This window comes from Burkholderia diffusa, assembly GCF_902499115.1.
GTDB classification, from domain to species: Bacteria; Pseudomonadota; Gammaproteobacteria; order Burkholderiales; family Burkholderiaceae; genus Burkholderia; species Burkholderia diffusa.
The window spans coordinates 37,427-58,638 of sequence record NZ_CABVPN010000015.1 but is presented as its reverse complement, the minus strand read 5'-3'; the positions used below and the strand labels follow the sequence as shown (position 1 = coordinate 58,638).

General features: G+C 68.2%; 21 protein-coding genes. 5 read left to right on the top strand and 16 right to left on the bottom strand.

All coding sequences use genetic code 11. From position 1 onward, the window contains the following. Positions 1 to 24 precede the first annotated feature (24 nt). Positions 25 to 1,236: a S53 family peptidase gene (locus tag BTE28158_RS16755; RefSeq protein ID WP_151048869.1), complete on the bottom strand. Its 1,212-nt coding sequence runs from the start codon at positions 1,234 to 1,236 to the stop codon at positions 25 to 27. Positions 1,237 to 1,639: 403 nt separating this feature from the next. On the opposite strand from BTE28158_RS16755, the gene crcB reads away from it, so the two are divergent. Then, positions 1,640 to 2,026: a fluoride efflux transporter CrcB gene (crcB, locus tag BTE28158_RS16750; RefSeq protein ID WP_151048870.1), complete on the top strand. Its 387-nt coding sequence runs from the start codon at positions 1,640 to 1,642 to the stop codon at positions 2,024 to 2,026. Positions 2,027 to 2,050: 24 nt separating this feature from the next. Beyond that, on the top strand, positions 2,051 to 2,401 hold the full coding sequence (locus tag BTE28158_RS16745) for a DUF190 domain-containing protein (protein WP_124629659.1): 351 nt from the start codon (positions 2,051 to 2,053) through the stop codon (positions 2,399 to 2,401). Positions 2,402 to 2,410: 9 nt separating this feature from the next. Here BTE28158_RS16745 and BTE28158_RS16740 read toward each other — a convergent pair whose 3' ends face one another. Both BTE28158_RS16740 and BTE28158_RS16735 read right to left on the bottom strand, forming a co-directional pair. Next, the gene (locus tag BTE28158_RS16740) at positions 2,411 to 2,974 is read right to left on the bottom strand and encodes a YggT family protein (protein WP_059530230.1); all 564 of its coding nucleotides are present in this window, start codon (positions 2,972 to 2,974) and stop codon (positions 2,411 to 2,413) included. A gap of 76 nt (positions 2,975 to 3,050) precedes the next feature. Then, positions 3,051 to 3,980 (bottom strand): Rossmann-like and DUF2520 domain-containing protein, encoded by a 930-nt coding sequence (locus tag BTE28158_RS16735; protein ID WP_151048871.1) that lies wholly within the window; start codon positions 3,978 to 3,980, stop codon positions 3,051 to 3,053. A gap of 513 nt (positions 3,981 to 4,493) precedes the next feature. Between BTE28158_RS16735 and BTE28158_RS16730 the strand changes: the two genes are divergently transcribed. Then, positions 4,494 to 4,790, top strand: a complete 297-nt coding sequence (locus BTE28158_RS16730; RefSeq protein ID WP_124629662.1) for a hypothetical protein — start codon at positions 4,494 to 4,496, stop codon at positions 4,788 to 4,790. Between the two features lie 103 nt (positions 4,791 to 4,893). Here BTE28158_RS16730 and BTE28158_RS16725 read toward each other — a convergent pair whose 3' ends face one another. Continuing rightward, a complete protein-coding gene (locus tag BTE28158_RS16725; RefSeq protein WP_059605390.1) occupies positions 4,894 to 5,565 on the bottom strand; it encodes a LysE family translocator in 672 nt (223 codons plus the stop codon). A gap of 34 nt (positions 5,566 to 5,599) precedes the next feature. After that, on the bottom strand, positions 5,600 to 7,156 hold the full coding sequence (locus BTE28158_RS16720) for a UbiD family decarboxylase (protein WP_151048873.1): 1,557 nt from the start codon (positions 7,154 to 7,156) through the stop codon (positions 5,600 to 5,602). Between the two features lie 597 nt (positions 7,157 to 7,753). On the opposite strand from BTE28158_RS16720, the gene BTE28158_RS16715 reads away from it, so the two are divergent. Then, positions 7,754 to 8,881 carry a lytic transglycosylase domain-containing protein gene (locus BTE28158_RS16715; protein WP_124629665.1) on the top strand — a complete coding sequence of 376 codons (1,128 nt, stop codon included), beginning with the start codon at positions 7,754 to 7,756 and terminating at the stop codon, positions 8,879 to 8,881. Between the two features lie 119 nt (positions 8,882 to 9,000). Here BTE28158_RS16715 and BTE28158_RS16710 read toward each other — a convergent pair whose 3' ends face one another. The 9 genes from BTE28158_RS16710 to BTE28158_RS16670 all read right to left on the bottom strand — a co-directional run bounded on the left by BTE28158_RS16710 (position 9,001) and on the right by BTE28158_RS16670 (position 17,004). Beyond that, positions 9,001 to 10,197 (bottom strand): pyridoxal phosphate-dependent aminotransferase, encoded by a 1,197-nt coding sequence (locus tag BTE28158_RS16710; protein ID WP_059605381.1) that lies wholly within the window; start codon positions 10,195 to 10,197, stop codon positions 9,001 to 9,003. 67 nt (positions 10,198 to 10,264) lie between these two features. Next, positions 10,265 to 10,702 (bottom strand): transcription antitermination factor NusB, encoded by a 438-nt coding sequence (nusB, locus tag BTE28158_RS16705; RefSeq protein ID WP_059605377.1) that lies wholly within the window; start codon positions 10,700 to 10,702, stop codon positions 10,265 to 10,267. Beyond that, positions 10,699 to 11,214, bottom strand: coding sequence for a 6,7-dimethyl-8-ribityllumazine synthase (gene ribH / locus BTE28158_RS16700; RefSeq protein WP_059680803.1), 516 nt, complete (start codon positions 11,212 to 11,214; stop codon positions 10,699 to 10,701). Before ribH ends, nusB begins: the two co-directional genes overlap by 4 nt. Before the next feature lie 53 nt (positions 11,215 to 11,267). Then, the gene (gene ribBA / locus BTE28158_RS16695; RefSeq protein WP_059605371.1) at positions 11,268 to 12,410 is read right to left on the bottom strand and encodes a bifunctional 3,4-dihydroxy-2-butanone-4-phosphate synthase/GTP cyclohydrolase II; all 1,143 of its coding nucleotides are present in this window, start codon (positions 12,408 to 12,410) and stop codon (positions 11,268 to 11,270) included. Between the two features lie 187 nt (positions 12,411 to 12,597). Continuing rightward, complete coding sequence (locus tag BTE28158_RS16690) at positions 12,598 to 13,116, bottom strand: DUF1993 domain-containing protein (protein WP_059605368.1); 519 nt, start codon at positions 13,114 to 13,116, stop codon at positions 12,598 to 12,600. 182 nt (positions 13,117 to 13,298) lie between these two features. After that, complete coding sequence (locus tag BTE28158_RS16685) at positions 13,299 to 13,928, bottom strand: riboflavin synthase (protein ID WP_151051967.1); 630 nt, start codon at positions 13,926 to 13,928, stop codon at positions 13,299 to 13,301. A gap of 14 nt (positions 13,929 to 13,942) precedes the next feature. Further along, entirely contained in the window at positions 13,943 to 15,064 is a 1,122-nt protein-coding gene (gene ribD, locus BTE28158_RS16680) for a bifunctional diaminohydroxyphosphoribosylaminopyrimidine deaminase/5-amino-6-(5-phosphoribosylamino)uracil reductase RibD (RefSeq protein WP_124623558.1), read from the bottom strand. A gap of 15 nt (positions 15,065 to 15,079) precedes the next feature. Further along, on the bottom strand, positions 15,080 to 16,363 hold the full coding sequence (gene hemL / locus BTE28158_RS16675; RefSeq protein WP_059605360.1) for a glutamate-1-semialdehyde 2,1-aminomutase: 1,284 nt from the start codon (positions 16,361 to 16,363) through the stop codon (positions 15,080 to 15,082). A gap of 176 nt (positions 16,364 to 16,539) precedes the next feature. Continuing rightward, on the bottom strand, positions 16,540 to 17,004 hold the full coding sequence (locus tag BTE28158_RS16670; protein ID WP_151051969.1) for a hypothetical protein: 465 nt from the start codon (positions 17,002 to 17,004) through the stop codon (positions 16,540 to 16,542). A 248-nt stretch (positions 17,005 to 17,252) separates the two neighbouring features. Here BTE28158_RS16670 and BTE28158_RS16665 point away from each other — a divergent pair, with 248 nt between their 5' ends. Next, complete coding sequence (locus BTE28158_RS16665) at positions 17,253 to 18,470, top strand: Bcr/CflA family multidrug efflux MFS transporter (protein WP_059605354.1); 1,218 nt, start codon at positions 17,253 to 17,255, stop codon at positions 18,468 to 18,470. 106 nt (positions 18,471 to 18,576) lie between these two features. Here the strand turns inward: BTE28158_RS16665 and BTE28158_RS16660 are convergent, their stop codons facing one another. Together BTE28158_RS16660 and pgl are read right to left on the bottom strand one after the other, a co-directional pair. After that, a complete protein-coding gene (locus BTE28158_RS16660; RefSeq protein ID WP_124623552.1) occupies positions 18,577 to 20,505 on the bottom strand; it encodes a bifunctional transcriptional regulator/glucokinase in 1,929 nt (642 codons plus the stop codon). Continuing rightward, positions 20,483 to 21,163, bottom strand: coding sequence for a 6-phosphogluconolactonase (pgl, locus tag BTE28158_RS16655; protein ID WP_174919968.1), 681 nt, complete (start codon positions 21,161 to 21,163; stop codon positions 20,483 to 20,485). Before pgl ends, BTE28158_RS16660 begins: the two co-directional genes overlap by 23 nt. Positions 21,164 to 21,212 lie beyond the last annotated feature (49 nt).

Sequence of the window (21,212 nt, the reverse complement as noted above, 5' to 3'; positions counted from 1 at the left end):
AATCGGCCGGCCGCGGCCGCGCGATCACGGCTGTGCGACGAGCGCCTGGACGAGCGCCGGCGCGATCGGCGAGCCGAGGCCCGTCACGTAGTCGTAGCCGCCCGCTGCATTGCAGATGCTGCCGCAAGTGCCGTTGGATCCGGTCGTGACGTCGTGATAGTCGCTGCCGTAGGCGTTTTTCCCGATCGTATAGAGCGTGTCGTAGGTGCCGCTCAGCGCGTGTTTGCCGGCCGCCGTGCGCAGCGAATTCGCGATGGCGACGAGCGCCGACCATTGCGGCGCGCCCGCGCTCGTGCCGCCGACCTGGAACCAGCCGGCCTGCCCCTGATAGGTGACGGAGTCGTACACCGCGAAGCCGCTTGACGGATTCGCGTCGTAGCTGACGTCGGGCACGCCGCGCTTGCCGGCCACCGGCACCGGCCAGCCGGTCTGCCCGGCCGGCTCGGCCTCGATCGAGCTGACGCCGCCGCCGCTGCCGCTCCACGCGGCCTCGCTGACGTAAGTGCCGGATGCGTCGGTGGACAACGTCGTGCCGCCCACCGCCACCACGTACGGCGACGCCGCCGGGTACTCGGTGCCGGTGCCGCTGTCGCCGGACGACGCGACGAACGTGACGCCCGATGCGTTGAAATGGCTGTCGAAGCCGGTCTCGCTGCCGAACTCGTTGCCGCCGAAGCTCATCGACACGACCGATGCGCCGCGCTTGACCGCTACGTCGACCGCGGCCATCAGGTCACTGAAGCTGGCCGACGCGGCCTCGACGAGCACGATCTTCGCCTTCGGTGCGATCGCATGCACCCATTCGACGTCGAGCGACATCTCGAGCGACCAGCCTGCGTCGGTCTTGGGCCGCGTGCCGCGCGCGTAGACCTTGGAGAAGCAGCCGTTCGACGAAGTGCATGCCGGCAGCGAGAACGCGTTGCTGAACACGCCGAGATCGGCTTCGATCTTCGGATCGTCGTACGCGTCGACGATCGCGACGACCATCCCGTCGCCCTGGTTGGCGATCGAATCGAACCCGTACGCATGGCGTACGAGCACGGGTGTGAGGCCGGCCACCGTGGCCGTGCTTGCGCGCTGTTTCGTGTGGAAAGGCGGGCGCGCATAGCCTTTCGGCGCGCGGTTGCCTTCGACGTAGGACGGGGGGCCGTTGTCCTCGGCGAGCGCGACGCTCGACGCGAGCAGCGACGCGCACAGTGCCGGAATCAACATGGATGACAGGCGGTAATTGTTCATTTTTCGAGCTTCCATGTCGATGGAGTGGGGGAGCGAAATGATTTTACGAAATCAGCAGAGCGAATTGCATTGAATATCGACCCGATTCGGGAATGTCTGGATTAGGGAAAACACGCGAAATGCCCATGAAGAAAGGCTTACATGGCTGGCGCGGGGCTGACTTTTCGAATTCTGGAAAATCTGATGAATAATCGATTCGTTTCCGGCGATTTGTAATGACCTGCGTAATGCATTGGAAAATATCGAGCTCGGCGGTGCGTGGAAATAATGAAATGCACGATTCCGGCGCGACACCATCCGGTGCGCGCTGGGGTGCCGGCCGGCATTGCCGTCGCGGCGCGATTCCGCATACAGTTCGGCGTAGGCCGCGCCCGCGATGCGGCCTCGTCAGCGAGGAGCTCCCTTGTTCTATTCGATCGTCGCGATCTTCGTCGGCGCCGGGCTCGGCGCATTGCTGCGCTGGTTCCTGAGCCTTGCGCTCAACGCGTTCTTTCCCGCCGTGCCGCTCGGTACGCTCGCCGCAAACCTGATCGGCGGCTACGTGATCGGCATCGCGGCCGTCGCGTTTACCACCCGCGTCGGGCTGCCGCCCGAGTGGCGGCTGTTCGTGATCACGGGCTTCCTCGGCGGCCTGACGACGTTCTCGACCTATTCGGTCGAAGTGATGACGCACGCGGTGCAGGGCGAATTGGGATGGGCGTTCGCGGTGGCTGCCCTACACTTGACTGGATCGTTCACGCTGACGGCGCTCGGCATGTGGACCGCGCGCGTGTGGTTCGCGGCTGCCTGAGCGCGCCGGCATCGGGAGGACGCGATGGACAGGGTTTTCTTGCGCTTCTACGTGCACGAGCAGCACCGGCTGCACTGGAAGCCGCTGTGGGAGTGGTTGCTGGAGGAAGGAAACCGGATGGGCGTCGCGGGCGGTTCCGCGTTTCGGGCGATGGCCGGCTTCGGCCGGCATCGGGTGCTGCACGAGGACCGCTTTTTCGAGCTGCAGGGCTCGCTCGCGATCGAGGTCGAGTTCATCGTCACCGAGGACGAGGCGCAGCAACTGCTCGAGCGGCTTGCGCGCGAGAAGGTGCGCGTGTGCTACGCGATGATTCCCGCGCGCTTCGGGGTGATCGACACGCTCGAGGTGTCGCCGGCGCAGGGGCCGGCAGCATAGCGCAACGCGTCAGATGCCGAACATCGTCAGCGACACGGCGGCGCGCGTGACGATCATCAGCAGCACCTGCACGATCACGAACAGCAGGATCGGCGACAGGTCGATGCCGCCCAGGTTCGGGATCACGCGGCGCAGCGGGTTCAGGAACGGCGCGGTGAGCTGGTAGAGGATCGGCATCGCCGGCGAGCGCGGATTGAGCCACGACAGCAGCGCCATCAGGATCGTCATCCAGATCACGAGATTGAGCGCCCACTTCACGACGGTGAGCAGCGCGACCACGACGAGCGTCGCGATCACCGAGGCCGGATCCAGGCCGGCCATCACGACCATCAGCACCACATAGACGAGCGCGGTGAGGAGGGCGGCGACGACGCTTGCCCAGTCGATGCCGCGCACGCCCGCGATCACGCGGCGCAACGGCAGCACGAGCCAGTTGGTCGCCTGCAGCACGGCCTGCGTGACGGGGTTGTACGGCGGCACGCGGACGGCCTGCATCCAGACGCGCAGAATCAGCGCCGCGCCGAACAGTGTGAAGACGGTATTGAGCAGAAAACGGGCGATCTCGCCGAACATCGTTGGCATCCTTTTTATACAGTCGGGTAGCGTGCGGCCGCCAACGCCGGATGGCGGCGCATCGGCCGACACCTTATCACGCCTCGTCTCGCGGCGGGGAGGGGTGCCCGGTCGTGCGCTCGAGCGACGTTTCGACGGCCTGCGCAAGCGCCGGCAGCGCGGCCGGCGGCGCCGCGCGCTTCGCCGCGAGCGCGACTGCGCGGCGGGTCATCAGCGCATACAGGGTCGCGTGGTCGCCGCCGCGCGCTTCGAGCAGCGCGAGCTGACGCTTGACGATGCCGGTGTCGCCGCGCGACACCGGGCCTGCCAGTGCGTTCGCGAGGCCCTTGTCGCGCGCGGTGGCGATCGTGCCGGCGAGCATCGGCAGCAGCGCGCGCAACGCCGCTTCCTCGTCGAAGCCGAGGCCGCGCCACAGCTCGACCGCTTCCGACAGCCCGCACAGCGCGAAGCTCGCCGCGTAATGCGCGGCCGCGTGATACAGCATTCGGCCGCCGGCCGGAATCGACAGCGGATGGCAACCGAGTGCGGCAGCAAGTCGCAGCAGCGTCGCGTGCAGCGCGCCGTCGGCTTCGAGCGTGACCGAGCAGCCGTCGATGCGGGAGAGATCGGCGTCCGTGCCGCCGAACAGGTAGAGCGGGTGGAAGCCGCCCGTGGCCGCGCCTTGGCGCTTTGCCGGATCGAGCAACTCGACCGCCGACGCGCCGCTGCAGTGGACGAGCGCCTGGCCTGCCGCGCGCGCCGCGTCGAACCGCAGCGCGGCGGCGGTCGATGCGAGATGGTCGTCGGGCACGGTCAGGAAGATCAGGTCGGCGGCGTCGACAACCTGCTGCGGCGTGTCGACCGCCCGGCAGCCGTCGATGCGCGCGGCAAGTGCCGCGGCCGATGCCGTCGTGCGACTCGCGATCGCGATGACCGGAAAGCCGGCCGCCGCGAAGCGCAGGGCGAGGCAGCGCGCCAGGCGGCCGGCGCCGATGAAGCCGAGGCGGGGGAGAGCGGGGAGGGGCATGGCGGGTCACGCAGCGAAAACGGAGCAGACGTCAGTATCGCAGGAATGACGGGGCGGTCGCGGATCGGCGGCGATGCCGAACGGGGACGGCCTGGACGGCAGCGTTCGGTGCGGACAAGGTAAATTCGCGCCGCGGTTTCGCCTCCGTCGAAGATGGCCTAATCAGGCCCCAAATCGCGCGGGAGCTGTGTCCCCGCCTGGATTGTCGGCGTCCTGTTTCAAATTTGTAATCGTTCATTACGGAAGCGTGCCGGCCGCGCTTACCGGATCCGGTAAGACTGACCGGCCGGCGCGTCGCGGTTTGGCTGCTCGGACGGAATCGCGGGACTCGCGAGGGGGATTGCCGGGCCTCGGCGCCCTGCTGCACGGTCGCCGCCGCCGCGTGGAATTGCAATTTGCAACAAATGCGCCATACGCGAGCGGTGGGTTTTCGCTACATTGCATCCATGCGACGTGCATGCCCGCCGTTGCCGACAGGAGCGTACAAATTACCGCTCCAGCAGGAGAATCGAAGTGAAAAAGCTCATTCCGTTCATCGCCGCCGCCGCGCTGGCCCTGGGGGCCGCAAGCGCCGCTCAGGCTCACGTGTCGATCGGGGTCGGCATCGGGGTCCCGATCGCACCTGCGTATCCCGTGTATGCACCGCCTCCGCCCGTTTATTACGCACCGCCCCCGCCGGTGTATTACGCGCCGGCGCCGGCCTACTATGCACCGCCCGCCGTGGTCGTCGGCGGCTACGGCGGCTACTACGGCCGTCCGTACTGGCGTCACGGCTACGGCGGCTGGGGTCACCACGGCTGGCGTCGTTGACGAATTCCGCGCGGCGGCCTGACCGCGCGCGGCAAAACGGCGCAACGTCCCTCGCGGGGCGTTGCGCCGTTTTTCATTTGGGGCGCGGGTGTGCGTGCGGCGGTTACGCCGCGTGGGCAATCAGGTCGCGGTAGCCGCCGACGATCACGCTGTACGAGAAATACGCGAACAGCAGCGCCGACGCGACGTGGCACGCGCGCATCATCCCGGCGCCCGCGCGCTTGCGGCCCTGGCTCGCGAGCGTGCACATGAAGAGCGTCCACGCGAGGCCGCCGAGGAAGAAGCCGGACAGGAACACCGACGCCGTCGCCGGCGTGGTCGCACCGGCTTTCGCGATCAGCGCGCCGCCGACCGCCGCGAACCACAGAATCGCACTCGGCGACGACATCGCCAGCAGCATTCCGCGCACGAAGCTGCGCCGCGCGCTGGCACGCGGCTGCGGCGTGTCGTCCGCCGTGCCGTCGTGGCCGCTGCCGGCCGGCGCGAGCGCTTCACGCGCCATCTTCCACGTGAGGAACAGCAGCACCGCACCGCCGCCGATCCAGACGATCCAGCGCACGGCCTCGAACTGCAGCAGCACGGCCATGCCCGCGAGTGCGAGCGCCGCGTAGACGAGATCGCCGACGCACGAGCCGACGCCGAGCCAGAAGCCCGGCCGGAAGCCGTGCGACAGCGTCAGCGACAGCATCGCGACGTTGACGAGGCCGATGTCGAGACACAGCGACAGCGACAGGAAGAACCCGTCGGACAGCATCGAGGTGGGGGGAAAGCTCATCGTCGTTCTTGTCGGGTGCGTTCAAGGCGCGGACTTACAGTCCGATTTCCTGCCAGAGACGGTCGACACGCGCCTTCACGGCCGCATCCATCTCGATCGGGCGACCCCATTCGCGGTTCGTCTCGCCCGGCCACTTGTTGGTCGCGTCGAGCCCCATCTTCGAGCCGAGGCCCGCGACGGGCGACGCGAAATCGAGATAGTCGATCGGCGTGCTGTCGACCATCACGGTGTCGCGCACGGGGTCGACGCGCGTCGTGATCGCCCAGATCACCTCGTTCCAGTCGCGGATGTTGACGTCCTCGTCGACGACCACGATGAACTTCGTATACATGAACTGTCGCAGGAAACTCCACACGCCGAACATCACGCGCTTCGCATGGCCGGCGTAGCTCTTCTTCATCTGGACGATGGCCATCCGGTAGCTGCAGCCTTCCGGCGGCAGGTAGAAGTCGGTGATCTCGGTGAACTGCTTCTGCAGCAGCGGCACGAACACCTCGTTGAGCGCGACGCCGAGCACGGCCGGCTCGTCGGGCGGCTTGCCCGTATAGGTCGAGTGATAGATCGCGTCGCGGCGCATCGTGATCCGCTCGACGGTGAACACCGGAAACCACTCCTGCTCGTTGTAGTAGCCGGTGTGGTCGCCGTACGGGCCTTCGAGCGCGTGTTCGTATGCGGCGGCCGCGTTGCCGGCCGGCCGCGGCGGCGCGCCGGCCGGGGCAGGGGCGGGTGCGCCTTCCTGCGGATGGATGAAGCCTTCGAGCACGATCTCCGCGCGGGCGGGCACCTGCAGCGTATCGACGCCGGGCGTCAGGCATTTCGCGAGCTCGGTGCGGCTGCCGCGCAGCAGGCCGGCGAACTGATACTCGGACAGTGAATCGGGCACGGGCGTCACCGCGCCGAGCGTCGTGGCCGGATCGGCGCCGAGCACGACCGCGACCGGATACGGCTTGCCGGGGTTCTTCAGCGCGAATTCGCGGAAGTCCAGCGCACCGCCGCGATGCGCGAGCCAGCGCATGATCAGCTTGTTGCGGCTGATCAGTTGCTGGCGGTAGATGCCGAGGTTCTGGCGTGGCTTGTTCGGCCCGCGCGTGACCGTGAGGCCCCACGTGACGAGCGGCCCTGCGTCGCCGGGCCAGCAGGTCTGGATCGGCAGCTTGTTCAGGTCGACGTCGGCACCTTCCCAGACGATCTCCTGGCACGGCGGCGACGACACCGATTTCGGCGCCATGTCCCATACGGCCTTCGCGAGCGACAGCAGCTTGCCGGCGTCCTTCAGGCTCTTCGGCGGATCCGGCTCCTTCAGCGCGGACAGCAGCCGCCCGAGGTCGCGCAGCGAGCCGAGCGCGGCGTCGTCGCCCGCATCGACACCCATCCCGAGCGCCACGCGGCGCGGCGTGCCGAACAGGTTGCCGAGCACCGGGAACGCATTGCCGGGCGGCGCTGCGAACAGCAGCGCCGGGCCGCCGGCGCGCAGGACGCGGTCGCACAGTTCGGTCATTTCGAGCACGGGCGACACGGGCTGCGTGACGCGCCGCAGCTCGCCGAGCGCCTCGAGGCGCTGGATGAAATCGCGTAAGTCTTTGTATTTCATGAAGAAGGTCCGAGCCACCCGCAAAGCGGGCAGCGATGGGCGGGCGCAGCGGCCGGCTGCGGCCCCGAATCGACCGACGATTTTACCCGGGCGGCCGCTCGCACGCCCGGCGGAGAAAAAAGTCGACGGCGCGCAGAGCCCCTACGGCAGCGGGCTTGCGATCTGAAGGGCGGCTCAAAATTACTTTTTGTTATGATTTTGCGGTTTTATAGTGTTGACGATCTATAAAACCCTGCTAGAATCCGCTCACATTGGTTGCAGGGTAAAAGGCTTCGAGCCGCCAATCACCGATCTTTGACGCAGCGCGTCACCGTCCGCCGAAACCTGCACGGCGTATTCGACGGCCTTTGTCGTAGTCCCAGCCAGCGCCACGAGACGCTGGTTTTTTTGCGTGGGTGCCACCGCGTATGCCCGCCTCGCCCATTGTGCGAAGGTGCCGGCCCTCTTACACCGTGGCCTCGAACGGTACTTATACCGTTTCCCCGATGCTTGCGCGTCCCAACCAAGGCGTGCGGCGTCGTGATTCCGCGGCGCGTTTTCCGTCTCGCCATCGAGCTGAGCGAGCCGCACGAGTCATGTTCATGGGAGATGATCTGAATGAACGCTTGGTTATCGTGGCGTCCTAGTGAGCAGCATGCACAAATCGTGCGCAACATGCTGCGTCGCGGGACGCGTGTCAGTCACCATCTATTCAGCGTTGTCGGCTGTCTCGCTGTCGCGGTCGCACTTGCCCTGTGGTTGCTGCCGACCGTGCGCGGGAATCTCGCCGCGAAGCTGATGCCGGTCGTATCCGCGGCCGTGCAGGCCGGTCCGGCCCGTCTGCTGACCGGCCATCCGCTGCCGAACTTCGCGCCCGCTGGCGCGCAGCCGCAGCAGGAAGACGCCCCGGAAACGGATGCGCTCGCCGTCGGTCTCGACGTCACGCCGGAAACCGCGGCGCAGAACGATGCGTCCGATCCGTCCCGTAGCGGCCCGTCGCCCGTCGCGCTGGCGAAACTGATCCCGACCCAGCGGGTCCCGGCCGATGCGCGCGACGATCGTGCGCTCGCGTCGAACCGCGAACAGGCGCTCGTCGCCACCTACCTGTCGCGCCGTTACAGGGTCGCGCAGGAGCCGCTCGGCCAGCTCGTCAAGGCTGCGTTCCAGACCGGCCGCGACGTCGGCCTCGATCCGCTGCTGCTGCTGTCCGTGATGGCGATCGAATCGGGCTTCAACCCGTACGCGGAAAGCGGTGTCGGCGCGCAAGGCCTGATGCAGGTCATGTCGAAGGTTCATTCCGACAAGTTCGAGTATTTCGGCGGCACGGACACCGCGCTGCAACCGCTCGCGAACCTGCAAGTCGGCGCGCTCGTGCTGAAGGACTGCATCGCCCGCGGAGGCTCGCTCGCGAACGGGCTGCGTCTGTACAACGGCTCGACCAACCCGGACGACACCGCCTACGGCTCGAAGGTCATGGCCGAGCGCGGCCGCCTGCGCGATGTCGCGCATGGCCGCAGCGTGCCGGTCAATGCGCCGCAGGCGCCGGCTCAGCCGTCGAAGCCGATCGTGACCGCGGCCGTGACGGCGGCAGCCGGCGGCGCCAAGCGCGTGCATGCGACGCTCGACGGCGCGCAGCCGATCACCGCGAAAGCGGCTGCCGCGCCGAAGGGCGCACCGCAGCAGGACGACGCAAGCGTCGACACCGCGAAGCAGTCGCACGGCGACCACTCGGAACTCGGCGCGTAACGTCCCGCGGCTCCGGCCAGACTCCAGCAAAAAGGCACCCGATTCGGGTGCCTTTTTCTTTTTTTGCGCGGGGCAACGGCCGGTGTGCCGGCCGGGAAAGCGGATCGGCGGATCGGCGGTCAGTGCTGGCCAAACAGTGCCGCGAGCCGCTCGACGGCCTCTTCGAGGCGCGAGTAGGCGGTCGCATAGGACAGCCGGATATAGTCGCGCGGCGCATGCACGCCGAAATCCATGCCCGGCACCAGCACGACGCCCGCATCGTGCAGCATCGCGTGCGTGAGCGCCGCGCTGTCGCCGGCCGCGGGATGGGCGACGCCGCCGCAGTGCGCATATACGTAGAACGCGCCGTCCGGCATCACGGGCACCGTGAAGCCGAGCTTCTCGAGCGCTGGCGCGATGAAATCGCGGCGACGCTTGAATTCGAGGCGGCGCGCCTCGTAGATGTCGAGTGCTGCCGGTTCGAAGCATGCGAGCGCCGCGTGCTGCGCGAGCGCGGACGGACAGATGAACAGGTTCTGCGACAGCTTTTCGAAGGTGCCGACGAGCGCGGGCGGCACGACGAGCCAGCCGAGCCGCCAGCCGGTCATGCTGAAGTACTTCGAGAAGCTGTTCACGGTGACGACATCGTCGCCGAACGACAGCGCCGACACGGGCGCCGCGTCGTAGCTGAGCCCCTGGTAGATTTCGTCGACGATCGTGAAGCCGCCGCGTGCGCGCACGGCTTCGACGATCCGCTTCAGTTCGTCCGGCTCGAGCGACGTGCCGGTCGGGTTCGACGGCGACGCGAGCAGCACGCCGCGCGTGTGGCTGCCCCAGCGCGTGCGGACGTCGTCCGCGGTGAGCTGGAAGCGCGCTTCCGGGCCGCTCGGCACGAGCACCGGCCGACCTTCGGCCGCCGCGACGAAGTGTCGGTTGCACGGATACGACGGGTCGGGCATCAGCACCTCGTCGTCACGGCCGACGAGCGCGAGGCACGCGAGCAGCAGCGCGGCGGAGGCGCCGGCCGTCACGACGATCCGCTCGGGGCTGATCGTGAGGCCGTAGGCGCGCGCATAGTGCGCGGCGATCGCTTCACGCAGCGGCGCGATGCCGAGCGCGCTCGTGTACTGCGTGACGCCGCGGCGCAACGCGGCAGCGGCCGCCTCGACGACGGGCTCCGGCGCGGTGAAATCCGGTTCGCCGATGCCCATGTGGATAACATCGCGCCCGGAGGACTCGAGCCGCTGTGCCTCCTTCATCAGTTCCATCACGTAGAAGGGCTGGATCGCGTCGACGCGTGCGGCGAGCGTGACGAGCGAATCGGCGGTGGTATTCATCGGTCGGGCGGGGCGGGGGAGAGAATGAAAAACGGGCGCTTGCGCGCCCGTGGACAAACAAACGGTATCAGCCGTTGCGGCGCGCCTGCGTTTCGGCGGGGCGCAGTTTCGCGGCGAGCTTGTCGAGCACGCCGTTGACGTACTTGTAGCCGTCGGAGCCGCCGAACGTCTTCGCGAGTTCGACCGCTTCGTTGATGATCACGCGGTACGGCGTTTCGACATGGTGCGTGAGCTCGAACGTCGCGATCAGCAGCACCGCGCGTTCGACCGGCGACAACTGGTCGATCGGGCGGTCCAGCGACGGCGTCAGCGCTTCGACGAGCGTCGCGTGCTCGCGGATCACGCCGTGCAGGATGGCTTCGAGCAGTTCCTTGTCAGCCTTGTCGTAACCGAGCGCGCCGCGCAGCTGCGCGTCGATCTCGCCGGAGGCCGCGTTCGACAGCAGCCACTGATACAGGCCCTGCGTCGCCAGCTCGCGCGATTGTCGGCGGGCGCTCTTCTTCATGCGCGCTCCTCTTCGTCTTCTTCCTCTTCGTCGTCCTCGTCGTCGTCGCCGAGCTGGTCGAGTGCCATCGTCAGGTTGGCCATCTCGACTGCGACGCGCGCGGCGTCACGACCCTTTTCGGTCATGCGCGCGACGGCCTGCTCGTCGTTTTCGGTCGTCAGGACCGCGTTGGCGATCGGCAGGTTGAAGTCGAGGCCGATGCGGGTGATGCCCGCGCCGCTTTCGTTCGACACGAGTTCGAAGTGGTATGTCTCGCCACGGATCACCGCGCCGAGCGCGATCAGCGCGTCGAACTGGCCGCTTTCCGCGAGTTTCTGCAGCGCGAGCGGGATTTCCAGCGCGCCGGGCACCGACACGAGCAGCACATCTTCACCGGAGACGCCGAGGCGCTCGAGTTCCTCGACGCACGCATCGGCGAGGCCGTTGCAGACGGGTTCGTTGAAGCGGGATTGCACGATGCCGATACGCAGGCCGTCGCCTTCGAGATTCGGTTGGTATTGTCCGATTTCCATGATCTGGTCCGTGGTGTGGATGAACGGTTATAGGGCGAAAGCGTCGTGGCGGGTTACGCGTGGGACGCCGGGCAGGACTTGGCTTCGCCGCCGGGCATCGGAATGAAGCCCGTGACTTCGAGGCCGTAGCCGGACATGCTGCCCAGCTTGCGCGGATTCGACAGCACCTGCATCTTGCTGACGCCGACATCGCGCAGGATCTGCGCGCCGATGCCGAACGTCTTGAAATCGACCGGCCGGCGCTTCAGCGCAGCGGCCTTTTCTTCCTCGTCGAACGCCTTGAAGACGTCGATCAGATGTTCCTTCGTGTCGCCGCAGTTGAGCAGCACGATCACGCCGAGGTCGCGTTCCGCGATCTCGCGCATCGCCGCGTCGAGCGTCCACGAGTGCGTCGAGATGCTCGTCTCGAGCAGATCGAGGACCGACAGCGGCTCGTGCACGCGCACGGGCGTATCGACGTCGGGCGACGGCGTGCCGCGCACCAGCGCGATGTGCGGCGAGCCGCTCGGCTGGTCGCGGTACAGCACCGCGCGGAACGTGCCGTGCGCGGTCTGCATCGTGCGCTCGGCGATCCGCTCGATGATCGATTCGGTGCGGCTGCGATAGTGGATCAGGTCGGCGATCGTGCCGATCTTCAGACCGTGTTCCTTCGCGAATTCGATCAGGTCGGGCAGGCGCGCCATCGTGCCGTCGTCCTTGATGATCTCGCAGATCACCGCGGCCGGCGTGAGGCCCGCGAGCGCGGTGAAGTCGCAGCCGGCCTCGGTGTGGCCGGCGCGCACGAGCACGCCGCCCGGCTGCGCCATGATCGGGAACACGTGCCCCGGCTGAACGATGTGCTCGGGGCGGACGTCGTGCGCGACCGCCGTGGCGATCGTGTGCGCGCGGTCGGCGGCCGAGATGCCGGTCGTCACGCCTTCGGCCGCTTCGATGCTGACCGTGAACGCGGTGCCGTACTGCGTGCCGTTGCGGTAGGTCATCAGCGGCAGGTGCAGCTGCTTGCAGCGTTCCTGCGTCAACGTCAGACAAACCAGGCCGCGGCCGTACTTGGCCATGAAGTTGATCGCTTCCGGCGTGACGAATTCGGCGGCGATCACGAGGTCGCCTTCATTTTCGCGGTCTTCTTCGTCGACCAGGATCACCATCCGGCCGGCTTTCAACTCCGCGATGATGTCGAGCGTGGAGGCGAGCGTCATAAGGGGGCGAGAAAGAGGAAAGTGCGTATTTTACGCCAGCCGGGCGACGTTTCGGCTGGCACCGGCTGCGCGCGGCCGGCGAGCGCGCCGGAAAGCGGTGCGACCGGCCGTCGGGCCGGGCCTGCCCGGGCCGTCGCGGCCCGCCCGAAGACGGGCCACCGCAGGCCGGCCGAGCCCCGGCCGTGCGTCACGCTTGTTCGTTACGGCCGCCGAGGTAATCGAGCTTGCCAAGTTCGACGCCGCTGTGGCGCAGGATGTCGTATGCCGTCGTCACGTGGAAGAAGAAGTTGGGCAGCACGAAGTTCAGCAGATACGATTGGCCGGTGAACTCGATCGGGCCGACGCGCATCTTGAGCACGACCTGGCGCGCTTCGCTGCCATCGATCTGCGCGGCGTCGAAGCCTTTCAGATAGTCGATCGTCTTCTGGATGCGCGCGTGCAGTTCGTCGAATGTCTGCTCGACGTCGGGATAGCTCGGGATGTCGACGCCGGCGAGCCGCGCGGCGCAGCCCTTGGCCGTGTCGGTCGCGATATACACCTGGCGGACGAGCGGCAGCATGTCCGGATAGAGGCGTGCGCCGATGAACACCGACGGGTCGATCTGCTTCTCGGCCGCATGCGCCTGCGCCTTGCCGAGGATGTGCTGCAGGTTGGTGAGGCCGCGGATCAGGACGGGCAGCGAAGCCTGGTACATCGAGATGGACATGGGACGACTCCTGGAGGAAAAGGGGGCAGCCGGTACGCGGCGCACCGTGCGTCGCGGCGCCGAAACCGCTGCCGTTGCATCTTAGCGCGACGGGATGACCCGTGCGCGTCGTTGGCCATCAGGTCAGGTGCCTGGCCGCACCGGCGGCTGCCATTTACCATCCAGGGGGCGGAACAGTCTGGTCAGTTCTGATGCACGCCCTGCGATGCCGACATCATCCGCTCCACATACCGCGCGATCATGTCGATTTCGAGATTGACCTTGTCGCCGGCCTTCACGTGACGCAGTGTCGTGACCTCGACCGTATGCGGGATCAGGTTGATCGAGAACTCGCAGCCGTCGGCGCGATCGTCGACCGTGTTGACGGTCAGGCTCACGCCGTTGACCGTGATCGAGCCCTTGTACGCGAGATAGCGGCCGAGCTCGCGCGGCGCGACGATCCGCAACTCGTGCGATTCGCCGACCGGCGCGAAGCGCGTCACGGTGCCGAGGCCGTCGACGTGGCCCGACACGATGTGCCCGCCGAGGCGGTCGTGCGCGCGCAGCGCCTTCTCGAGGTTCACTTCGCCCGGCTGCGCGAGACCGACCGTGCGGTTCAGGCTTTCGCGAGACACGTCGACGTCGAAACCAGTGTCGGTCTTTTCGATCACCGTCATGCACGCGCCCTGGATCGCGATGCTGTCGCCGAGCGCGACATCGGCAAGGTCGAGCCCGCCGGCCTGCACGGTCAGCCGCACGCCCGCCTCGGGCGACGCGCCGAGCGGGTTGATCGCCTCGATGCGGCCGACGGCCGCGACAATTCCGGTAAACATCCTGACGGCTCCGTTCAAAGAGTGGCGGGGGGCGGCGCGACACGCGCCAGGATTCGCAGATCGTCGCCGATCCGCTCGACGCTGTGGAACGCGAGCCGCACGCGGGCGTCGAGGCTCGCCGGCGCGGCGAGGTCGAACATGCCGGCCGCGTCGCTGCCGAGCAGGCTCGGCGCGAGATAGACCAGCAACTCGTCGACGCACTGCTCGCGCAGCAGCGAGCCGTTCAGCTTGTGGCCGGCCTCGACGTGCAACTCGTTGACGCCGCGCGCGCCGAGCGCCGCCAGCATCGCGGGCAGGTCGACCTTGCCGTACGCATTCGCGAGCGGCACGATTTCCGCGCCGCGCGACTTCAGCACGTTCGCGCGCACTTCGCCGGCGGCATCGAGCCGGCCGCAGAAGATCAGCAGCGGCGCGCCTTCGAGCAGGCGCGCATCGAGCGGCAGGTCGAGGCGGCTGTCGACCAGCACGCGCTGCGGCTGGCGCGGCGTGTCGATGCCGCGAACGGTCAGGAGCGGGTTGTCCTCGCGCACGGTGCCGATCCCGGTGAGGATCGCGCACGCGCGCGCGCGCCAGGCGTGGCCGTCGAGGCGCGCGGCCTCGCCGGTGATCCACTGGCTTTCGCCGGACGGCAGCGCCGTGCGTGCATCGAGCGACGCGGCCGTCTTCATCCGCACCCATGGGCGGCCGCGCGTCATCCGCGACACGAAGCCGATGTTCAGTTCACCCGCTTCGTTCGCGAGCAGCCCGCAGCGCACGTCGATGCCCGCGTCGCGCAGCATTCCGAGGCCGCGCCCCGACACCTGCGGATTCGGGTCTTCCATCGCGGCGACGACCTTCGCGACGCGCGCGTCGATCAGCGCGTTCGCGCACGGCGGCGTGCGGCCGAAGTGGCTGCACGGCTCGAGCGTCACGTACACGGTGGAGCCGGCGACGTCATGGCCGCGCGCACGCGCGTCCTTCAGCGCCTGCACTTCCGCGTGGTCCTGGCCGGCCGGCTGCGTGAAGCCTTCGCCGATCACGTCGCCGTCCTTGACGATCACGCAGCCGACGCGCGGGTTCGGCGCGGTCGTATACATGCCGCGCGCCGCGAGCGTCAGCGCGCGCTGCATGTGGGCGAAATCGGTATCCGAGAACATGCGTGCGGACCCGGGTCAGGCGGCAAGGGCTGCGAATGCGCGGCGTGCGGCCGCGAGCGTCGCGTCGATCACCGCGTCGTCGTGCGTGCTCGACACGAAGCCGGCCTCGTACGCGGACGGCGCGAAATACACGCCCTCGTCGAGCATCAGGTGGAAGAAGCGGTTGAAGCGCTCGGTATCGCTCTTCGTGACTTCCGCGAAGCTGGTCGGCACACGCTCCGCGAAGTAGAGGCCGAACATCGCGCCGATCGAGTCGGCGGCGAACGGCACGCCGGCCGCGCGCGCTTCGGCCGCGAGGCCGTCGGCGAGGCGTTTCGTCTGCGCGGTGAGCGCGTCGTAGAAGCCGGGCGCCTGGATCAGTTGCAGCGTCTTCAGGCCCGCGGCGACCGCGATCGGGTTGCCCGACAGCGTGCCGGCCTGATAGACGCCGCCGAGCGGCGCGAGGTGGGCCATGATGTCGCGGCGGCCGCCGAACGCGGCGGCCGGCATCCCGCCGCCAATCACCTTGCCGAGGCAGGTGAGGTCGGCCGTGATCCCGTAGTACGCCTGCGCGCCGCCGAGCGCGACGCGGAAGCCGCACATCACTTCGTCGAAGATCAGCACGGCGCCGTGCTTCGTGCACAGCGCGCGCAGCGCGTTCAGGAATTCGGGCGTGCCGCGCACGAGGTTCATGTTGCCCGCGACGGGCTCGACGATCACCGCGGCGATCTCGTCGCCGAACGCGCCGAACGCTTCTTCGAGCGCGGCGACGTTGTTGTATTCCAGGACGGTCGTGTGTTTCGCGATGTCGGCCGGCACGCCGGCCGACGTCGGGTTGCCGAACGTCAGCAGGCCGGAGCCGGCCTTGACCAGCAGGCTGTCCGCGTGACCGTGATAGCAGCCCTCGAACTTGACGATGCGGCTGCGGCCCGTGAAGCCGCGCGCGAGACGCAGCGCGCTCATCGTGGCCTCGGTGCCGCTCGATACCATCCGCACTTGCTCGATCGACGGGACGAGCTTGCAGATTTCCTCGGCGATTTCGATCTCGGCTTCGGTCGGCGCGCCGAACGAGAAGCCGTCGGCGAGCACGTTCTGCACGGCCGACAGCACTTCCGGATGGACGTGGCCGACGATCATCGGGCCCCATGAGCCGATGTAGTCGATGTACTGCTTGCCGTCGGCATCCCAGAAGTACGGGCCCTGCGCGCGCGAGACGAAACGCGGCGTGCCGCCGACCGAACGGAAGGCGCGCACCGGCGAGTTGACGCCGCCCGGAATGGTCTTCTGGGCGCGTTCGAAGAGGATCTGATTGTTGGACATGGACGAAACCTGCGAGAGAAGGGCGCGGGGGCCTGTGCACGGGCCGCGGCGCCTGGGCGGAACGATCGTCTGATTGTACCGGAGACGCGCATGACGGGCCCGCCGGGCGGTCTGCGGCCTTTCGGCGCGTGAGGGATGGCGCGGGCCGGGCGGGACGAGGGTGTGATTCGGCCCCGTTATCGATCCGGCAACGGTGGCGGCTTGCGCTTGCCGGTCAGCTCGGCCCAGCGCTTCTCGAGCGGGCCTTCGACCATCGGCTTGATCACCGTGCCGGAGCTCTGCGCGTCCCAGGTCTGCACCGAGTACGGATGGACGCGCAGCGCGTCGCGCGGGATCACGACGTCCTGGTGGGCGTCGACCAGCCAGTCGTACACGAAGTCGATGCATAGCCGGTAGCCGCGCTTCGTCGACGGATCGTGCACCTCGTACGGCGCGCGCGTCACGTAGCCCGAGCCGAACACGCCCTTCGGCTCCTTCGCGACGCGGTGCAGGAACACACGATCGCCCGGCAGGATGCCGCGCGCGAAGCCGCAGCCCCACACGTCATGCACGGCCTCGCCGGCTTTCACGCGCGCGGCGACGTCGGGCAGTTCGGGCCACGGCCATTTCTTGGGGCTCCAGATCAACAGGAAGGCGGTCATCGGTTCGATCGTGTGTCGTATTGGTCAGACAAGAGGGGCGAGGAGTTGCAAGCTTAATCGAATCCCGGCGCTCGATCCCGCGCGGTGGGCGTCGCGCCGGTGTTTTCCCGCCAGCCGCCCACTCGGCCGCCAGCACGTAAAAAAGTTGCGCGTACAATCATGGGCCTGGGCGCGCCGTTCGCGGCGCGGCCTCCCGTCTTCACCGCCACGCGCGCCCCGATGCGCGCGGGCCTCCATTCCGGATACCCATGTCTCACGTCATCCGACGCCGGCCCGATGCCCGGCTGATCCTGTTGCTCGGCGCGCTCGCGGCCTGCGGGCCGATCGCCACCGACATGTACCTGCCGAGCCTGCCGTCGATTGCCGACGGCTTTTCCGTCAGCCCCGGCGCCGCGCAGCGCACGCTGACGAGCTTCATGGCTGGCTTCTCGATCGGCATGCTGCTGTACGGTCCGATGTCCGACACGTGGGGCCGCCGGCCCGTGCTGCTCGGTGGCATCGCGCTGTTCACGCTCGCGAGCGTCGGCTGCTTCGTGTCGAACTCGATCGACATGCTGATCCTCGTGCGGTTCCTGCAGGCGCTCGGCGCCGGCGCGGCGTCGGTGCTGTCGCGTGCGATCGCGCGCGATGCGCACGAGCCGACCGATGCGGCGAAGGTGCTGTCGATGGTTGCGATCGTCACTGCGGTCGGGCCGCTGCTCGCGCCGCTGATCGGCGGGCAGATCCTGCGCTTCTCGGGCTGGCGCGGCGTGTTCGTCGTGCTCGCCGTGTTCGGCGCGGTGTGCGCGGCGACCGCGTACCTGCGCGTGCCGGAAACCTGGCCGAAGGAGCGGCGCAAGAGCGCGGCCGTGCTCGCGTCGTTCGCATCGTACGGGCGCATCCTGTCCGATCCGGTCGCGTGGGGGCACATGCTGTGCGGCGGGATGGCGTTCGCGTCGATGTTCTCGTACATCACCGCGACGCCGTTCGTGTACATCGAGTATTTCCACGTGTCGCCGCAGCACTACGGGCTGCTGTTCGGCCTGAACGTCGTCGGGATCATGATCGGTAACTTCGCGAACACGCGGCTCGTCGGCCGCATCGGATCGCTGCGCATCATCTCGGCCGCGTCGCTCGTGAGCTGCATCGCGTCGCTGGCGGTCGCGCTCGTCGCGCTGACCGGGTGGGGCGGGTTGTGGTCGATCGTCGTGTGCCTGTTCTTCGTGGTCGGCGTGGTCGGGATCCTGTCCGCGAACTGCACGACCGACCTGATGCATCGCTATCCGCACAATGCGGGCGCGTCGGCGGCCGTGTTCGGCGCGATGCAGCTCGCGCTTGGCGCGATCGCGAGCGTTGCGATCGGCGCACTCGCGGACGGCACGCCGTTCGCGATGGGCGTGACGATCGGCGTCACCGGCGTGCTGTGTTTCGTCGGCCGCTCCCTCGTGCTGCGCTGGCATGGCCGGCCGGTGAAAGCGGGCGCCTGAGCCGGCGCGGCAGCCGCCGCCCCGGCATGAAAAAACGCCACCGCGCGATGCGTCGGTGGCGTTTTTTTCGGGCGGGCGGAAAGCGGTCGCCGTGCCGTGTCGGGCGTCAGTCCCGCGCGACGTCCTTCGCCGCCGGCGAGGCGCCGTGGCTCAGCCAGTCGAGCACGTCGGCCGTCTCGTCGTCGCTCGCCCGTGCGCGCGCCTGCGCGACGGCCTCCGGCAGTTCGCCGTTGGTGGACGCGCGACGAATCGCGACGCCGACCGCGAGGACGTCGATCATCAGCAGATGCAGGACCCGCGAGATCATCGACAGCTGCGATTCGCGCATCTCGATGTGGTCGGTCTCGAGCGCGACGGTCGCGCGCTTCGCGAGCGGCGTGTTGCTCGACGTGATCGCGATCACCTTCGCGCCAGCCTGCATCGCGACCTCGAGCACGCGCAGCAATTCCGGCGCGCGTCCCGATTTCGACACCGCGACGATCACGTCGCCCTTGCCGAGCAGCGCGGCCGATGCGGCCTGCATGTACAGGTCGCCGTACGCGATCGTCGGAATCCCGAAGCGGAAGAACTTGTAATGCGCGTCCTGCGCGACGATGTTCGAGTTGCCGAGCCCGTAGAACTCGATGCGGCGCGCGCCGTTCAGGATCTCGATCGCGTTCTCGACGTGCTCGAAGTTCAGGTGTTCGCGCAACTGCAGGATCGCGGACACCGTGTTGTCGAGCACCTTCGCGCCGAAGTCGGTGGCGGTGTCGCCGAGATGCACCTGGCTGTGGCTCATCGGAATCGTGCCTGTGAGGCCGGTCGCGAGCTTCAGCTTGAAATCCGACAGCCCCTGGCAGCCGAGCGAGCGGCAGAAGCGGATCACCGTCGGCTGGCTCACGTCCGCCTTGCGTGCGATGTCGACGATCGGGTCGTTGATGATCGAGCGCGGATGGTTCAGCGCGAGATCGGCGACGCGGCGCTCGGCCGGCGTCAGCGCGTCGCGCATCTGGCGGATCCGCTCGAACACGGCCGACGATGCGCCGCCCGACCGGTTCGACAACTGCTCCGCGAGGATCGCCGACACGCCGAGGAAGGCCGGATATTCGGCGGTGATCAGGTAGGTCGGGATGTTCTGGAGATACTGCGTGAAGCGGCCCTTCGCCTCGAAGCGCGCGCGGAACGACGAGCGCGTGAACAGATCGCCGAGCTTCAGCGCGACGCCGCCGCCAATGTACACGCCGCCGAGCGCGCCGAGCGTCAGCGCGAGGCTGCCCGCGAACGAGCCGAGGATGCCGCAGAAGCATTCGACCGCCTCGAGGGCGAGATCGTCGCCCGCATGCGCGCGCTCGACGATGTCCGCCGTGTCGACGGTCGCGGCCACGCGCTTCTTGTCGCGCGCGGCGAGCGCGCGGTAGATGACCTCGATGCCCGGTCCCGCGCACACGCGTTCGAAGGACACGTGCGGAAACTTCTTGCGCGCGTACTGCAGCACGAGATCCTCGCGCTCGTCCTGCGGCGCGAACGATGCGTGACCGCCTTCGCTGCCGAGCGCGATCCAGCGGTCGTCCGCGGGAATCAGGCCGGAGACCCCGAGCCCGGTGCCGGGCCCGAGCAGCCCGATCACGCTGTTCTGGCGGCGCGTGCCGCCACCGATCTGCACGCGCTGCGCATCGGTCAGGCCCGGCAGCGCCATCGCGAGCGCGGTGAAGTCGTTCACGACGAGCAGCGTGTCGAAGCCGAGCGCGCGGCGCGTGGCCTCGATCGAGAAGCTCCAGTCGTGATTGGTCATCGTGATCTGGTCGCCGTCGACCGGGTTCGCGATCGCGATCGCCGCGTGGTTCACGCGGCTGATCTTCACGTCCTTCAGATACTTGCGGATCGCGTCGGTGAGCGTCGGATAGTCGGCGCCGGGGTAGACGCGGATCTGCGTGATCTCGCCGGGGCCGGTTTCCAGCGCGAAACGCGCGTTGGTGCCGCCGACGTCCGCGAGCAGGCGCGGGCCGTCGGCATGCTGGGCCGCGACGACAGCCTTACTTTGCGCACCAGTAGACATCGAGCTTGGTCCCCTTGTCGTTGGCCAGTTGGGAAATCGCGTTCTTCTGCAGCGATGCGGCTGCTGCGTCGAGCACCGCGCGCTTGCGTTCGCCCGCGATCAGCAGGAACAGCCGCTCGACGCGCTTGAGCGCATCGAGCGAGAAGCTCACACGCGCATGCGGCGCGGCACCGGGATGCACGGCGACGAAGCGCTCGGGCGTCGTGATCGCGCGATCCCATTCGGGCGCATCGGCGAAGATCGACGCGGTGTGGCCGTCCTCGCCCATGCCGAGCACGGCGACGGTCGGCACGCGGTAGTCGGCGTTCGCGTTGAGGGAAGCGACGTGCGCGTCGAGCGCCGCGCGCGTGTCGACGAGCGGCAGGAAGCGGGCAGGGGCCGCCGCGTGCTGCAGCAGCGCGTCGCGCACGAGCTGCGCGTTGCTGGCCGCGTCGTCTTCCGGCACCCAGCGGTCGTCGACCAGCGTGACGTCGACGCCGGCCCAGTCGAGCGCCGCGTGCGACAGCGTTTGCAGGAACGGGCGCGGGCTCGTGCCGCCGGACACCGCGAGCGTCGGGCGCGCGGGGCCGCCGAGCGCGGCGCGCAGCGCATCGCCGACGGCGCGCGCGAGCGCTTCGCTTTGCGCTTCCTGGGTGTCGAAAGCGTGAATCTCGATCACATCTCCTCCGGACTGCTTTGTCTGTTCAATTCGTGCGAATCATGGGGCA

Excerpts from the sequence above, each read along its gene's own strand:
- BTE28158_RS16755 (WP_151048869.1), bottom strand. The coding sequence starts at position 1,236 with ATGAACAATTACCGCCTGTCATCCATGTTGATTCCGGCACTGTGCGCG.
- BTE28158_RS16745 (WP_124629659.1), top strand. The coding sequence starts at position 2,051 with ATGGACAGGGTTTTCTTGCGCTTCTACGTGCACGAGCAGCACCGGCTG.
- BTE28158_RS16740 (WP_059530230.1), bottom strand. The coding sequence starts at position 2,974 with ATGTTCGGCGAGATCGCCCGTTTTCTGCTCAATACCGTCTTCACACTG.
- BTE28158_RS16735 (WP_151048871.1), bottom strand. The coding sequence starts at position 3,980 with ATGCCCCTCCCCGCTCTCCCCCGCCTCGGCTTCATCGGCGCCGGCCGC.
- BTE28158_RS16725 (WP_059605390.1), bottom strand. The coding sequence starts at position 5,565 with ATGAGCTTTCCCCCCACCTCGATGCTGTCCGACGGGTTCTTCCTGTCG.
- BTE28158_RS16720 (WP_151048873.1), bottom strand. The coding sequence starts at position 7,156 with ATGAAATACAAAGACTTACGCGATTTCATCCAGCGCCTCGAGGCGCTC.
- BTE28158_RS16715 (WP_124629665.1), top strand. The coding sequence starts at position 7,754 with ATGAACGCTTGGTTATCGTGGCGTCCTAGTGAGCAGCATGCACAAATC.
- BTE28158_RS16710 (WP_059605381.1), bottom strand. The coding sequence starts at position 10,197 with ATGAATACCACCGCCGATTCGCTCGTCACGCTCGCCGCACGCGTCGAC.
- nusB (WP_059605377.1), bottom strand. The coding sequence starts at position 10,702 with ATGAAGAAGAGCGCCCGCCGACAATCGCGCGAGCTGGCGACGCAGGGC.
- ribH (WP_059680803.1), bottom strand. The coding sequence starts at position 11,214 with ATGGAAATCGGACAATACCAACCGAATCTCGAAGGCGACGGCCTGCGT.
- ribBA (WP_059605371.1), bottom strand. The coding sequence starts at position 12,410 with ATGACGCTCGCCTCCACGCTCGACATCATCGCGGAGTTGAAAGCCGGC.
- BTE28158_RS16690 (WP_059605368.1), bottom strand. The coding sequence starts at position 13,116 with ATGTCCATCTCGATGTACCAGGCTTCGCTGCCCGTCCTGATCCGCGGC.
- BTE28158_RS16685 (WP_151051967.1), bottom strand. The coding sequence starts at position 13,928 with ATGTTTACCGGAATTGTCGCGGCCGTCGGCCGCATCGAGGCGATCAAC.
- ribD (WP_124623558.1), bottom strand. The coding sequence starts at position 15,064 with ATGTTCTCGGATACCGATTTCGCCCACATGCAGCGCGCGCTGACGCTC.
- hemL (WP_059605360.1), bottom strand. The coding sequence starts at position 16,363 with ATGTCCAACAATCAGATCCTCTTCGAACGCGCCCAGAAGACCATTCCG.
- BTE28158_RS16670 (WP_151051969.1), bottom strand. The coding sequence starts at position 17,004 with ATGACCGCCTTCCTGTTGATCTGGAGCCCCAAGAAATGGCCGTGGCCC.
- BTE28158_RS16665 (WP_059605354.1), top strand. The coding sequence starts at position 17,253 with ATGTCTCACGTCATCCGACGCCGGCCCGATGCCCGGCTGATCCTGTTG.
- BTE28158_RS16660 (WP_124623552.1), bottom strand. The coding sequence starts at position 20,505 with ATGTCTACTGGTGCGCAAAGTAAGGCTGTCGTCGCGGCCCAGCATGCC.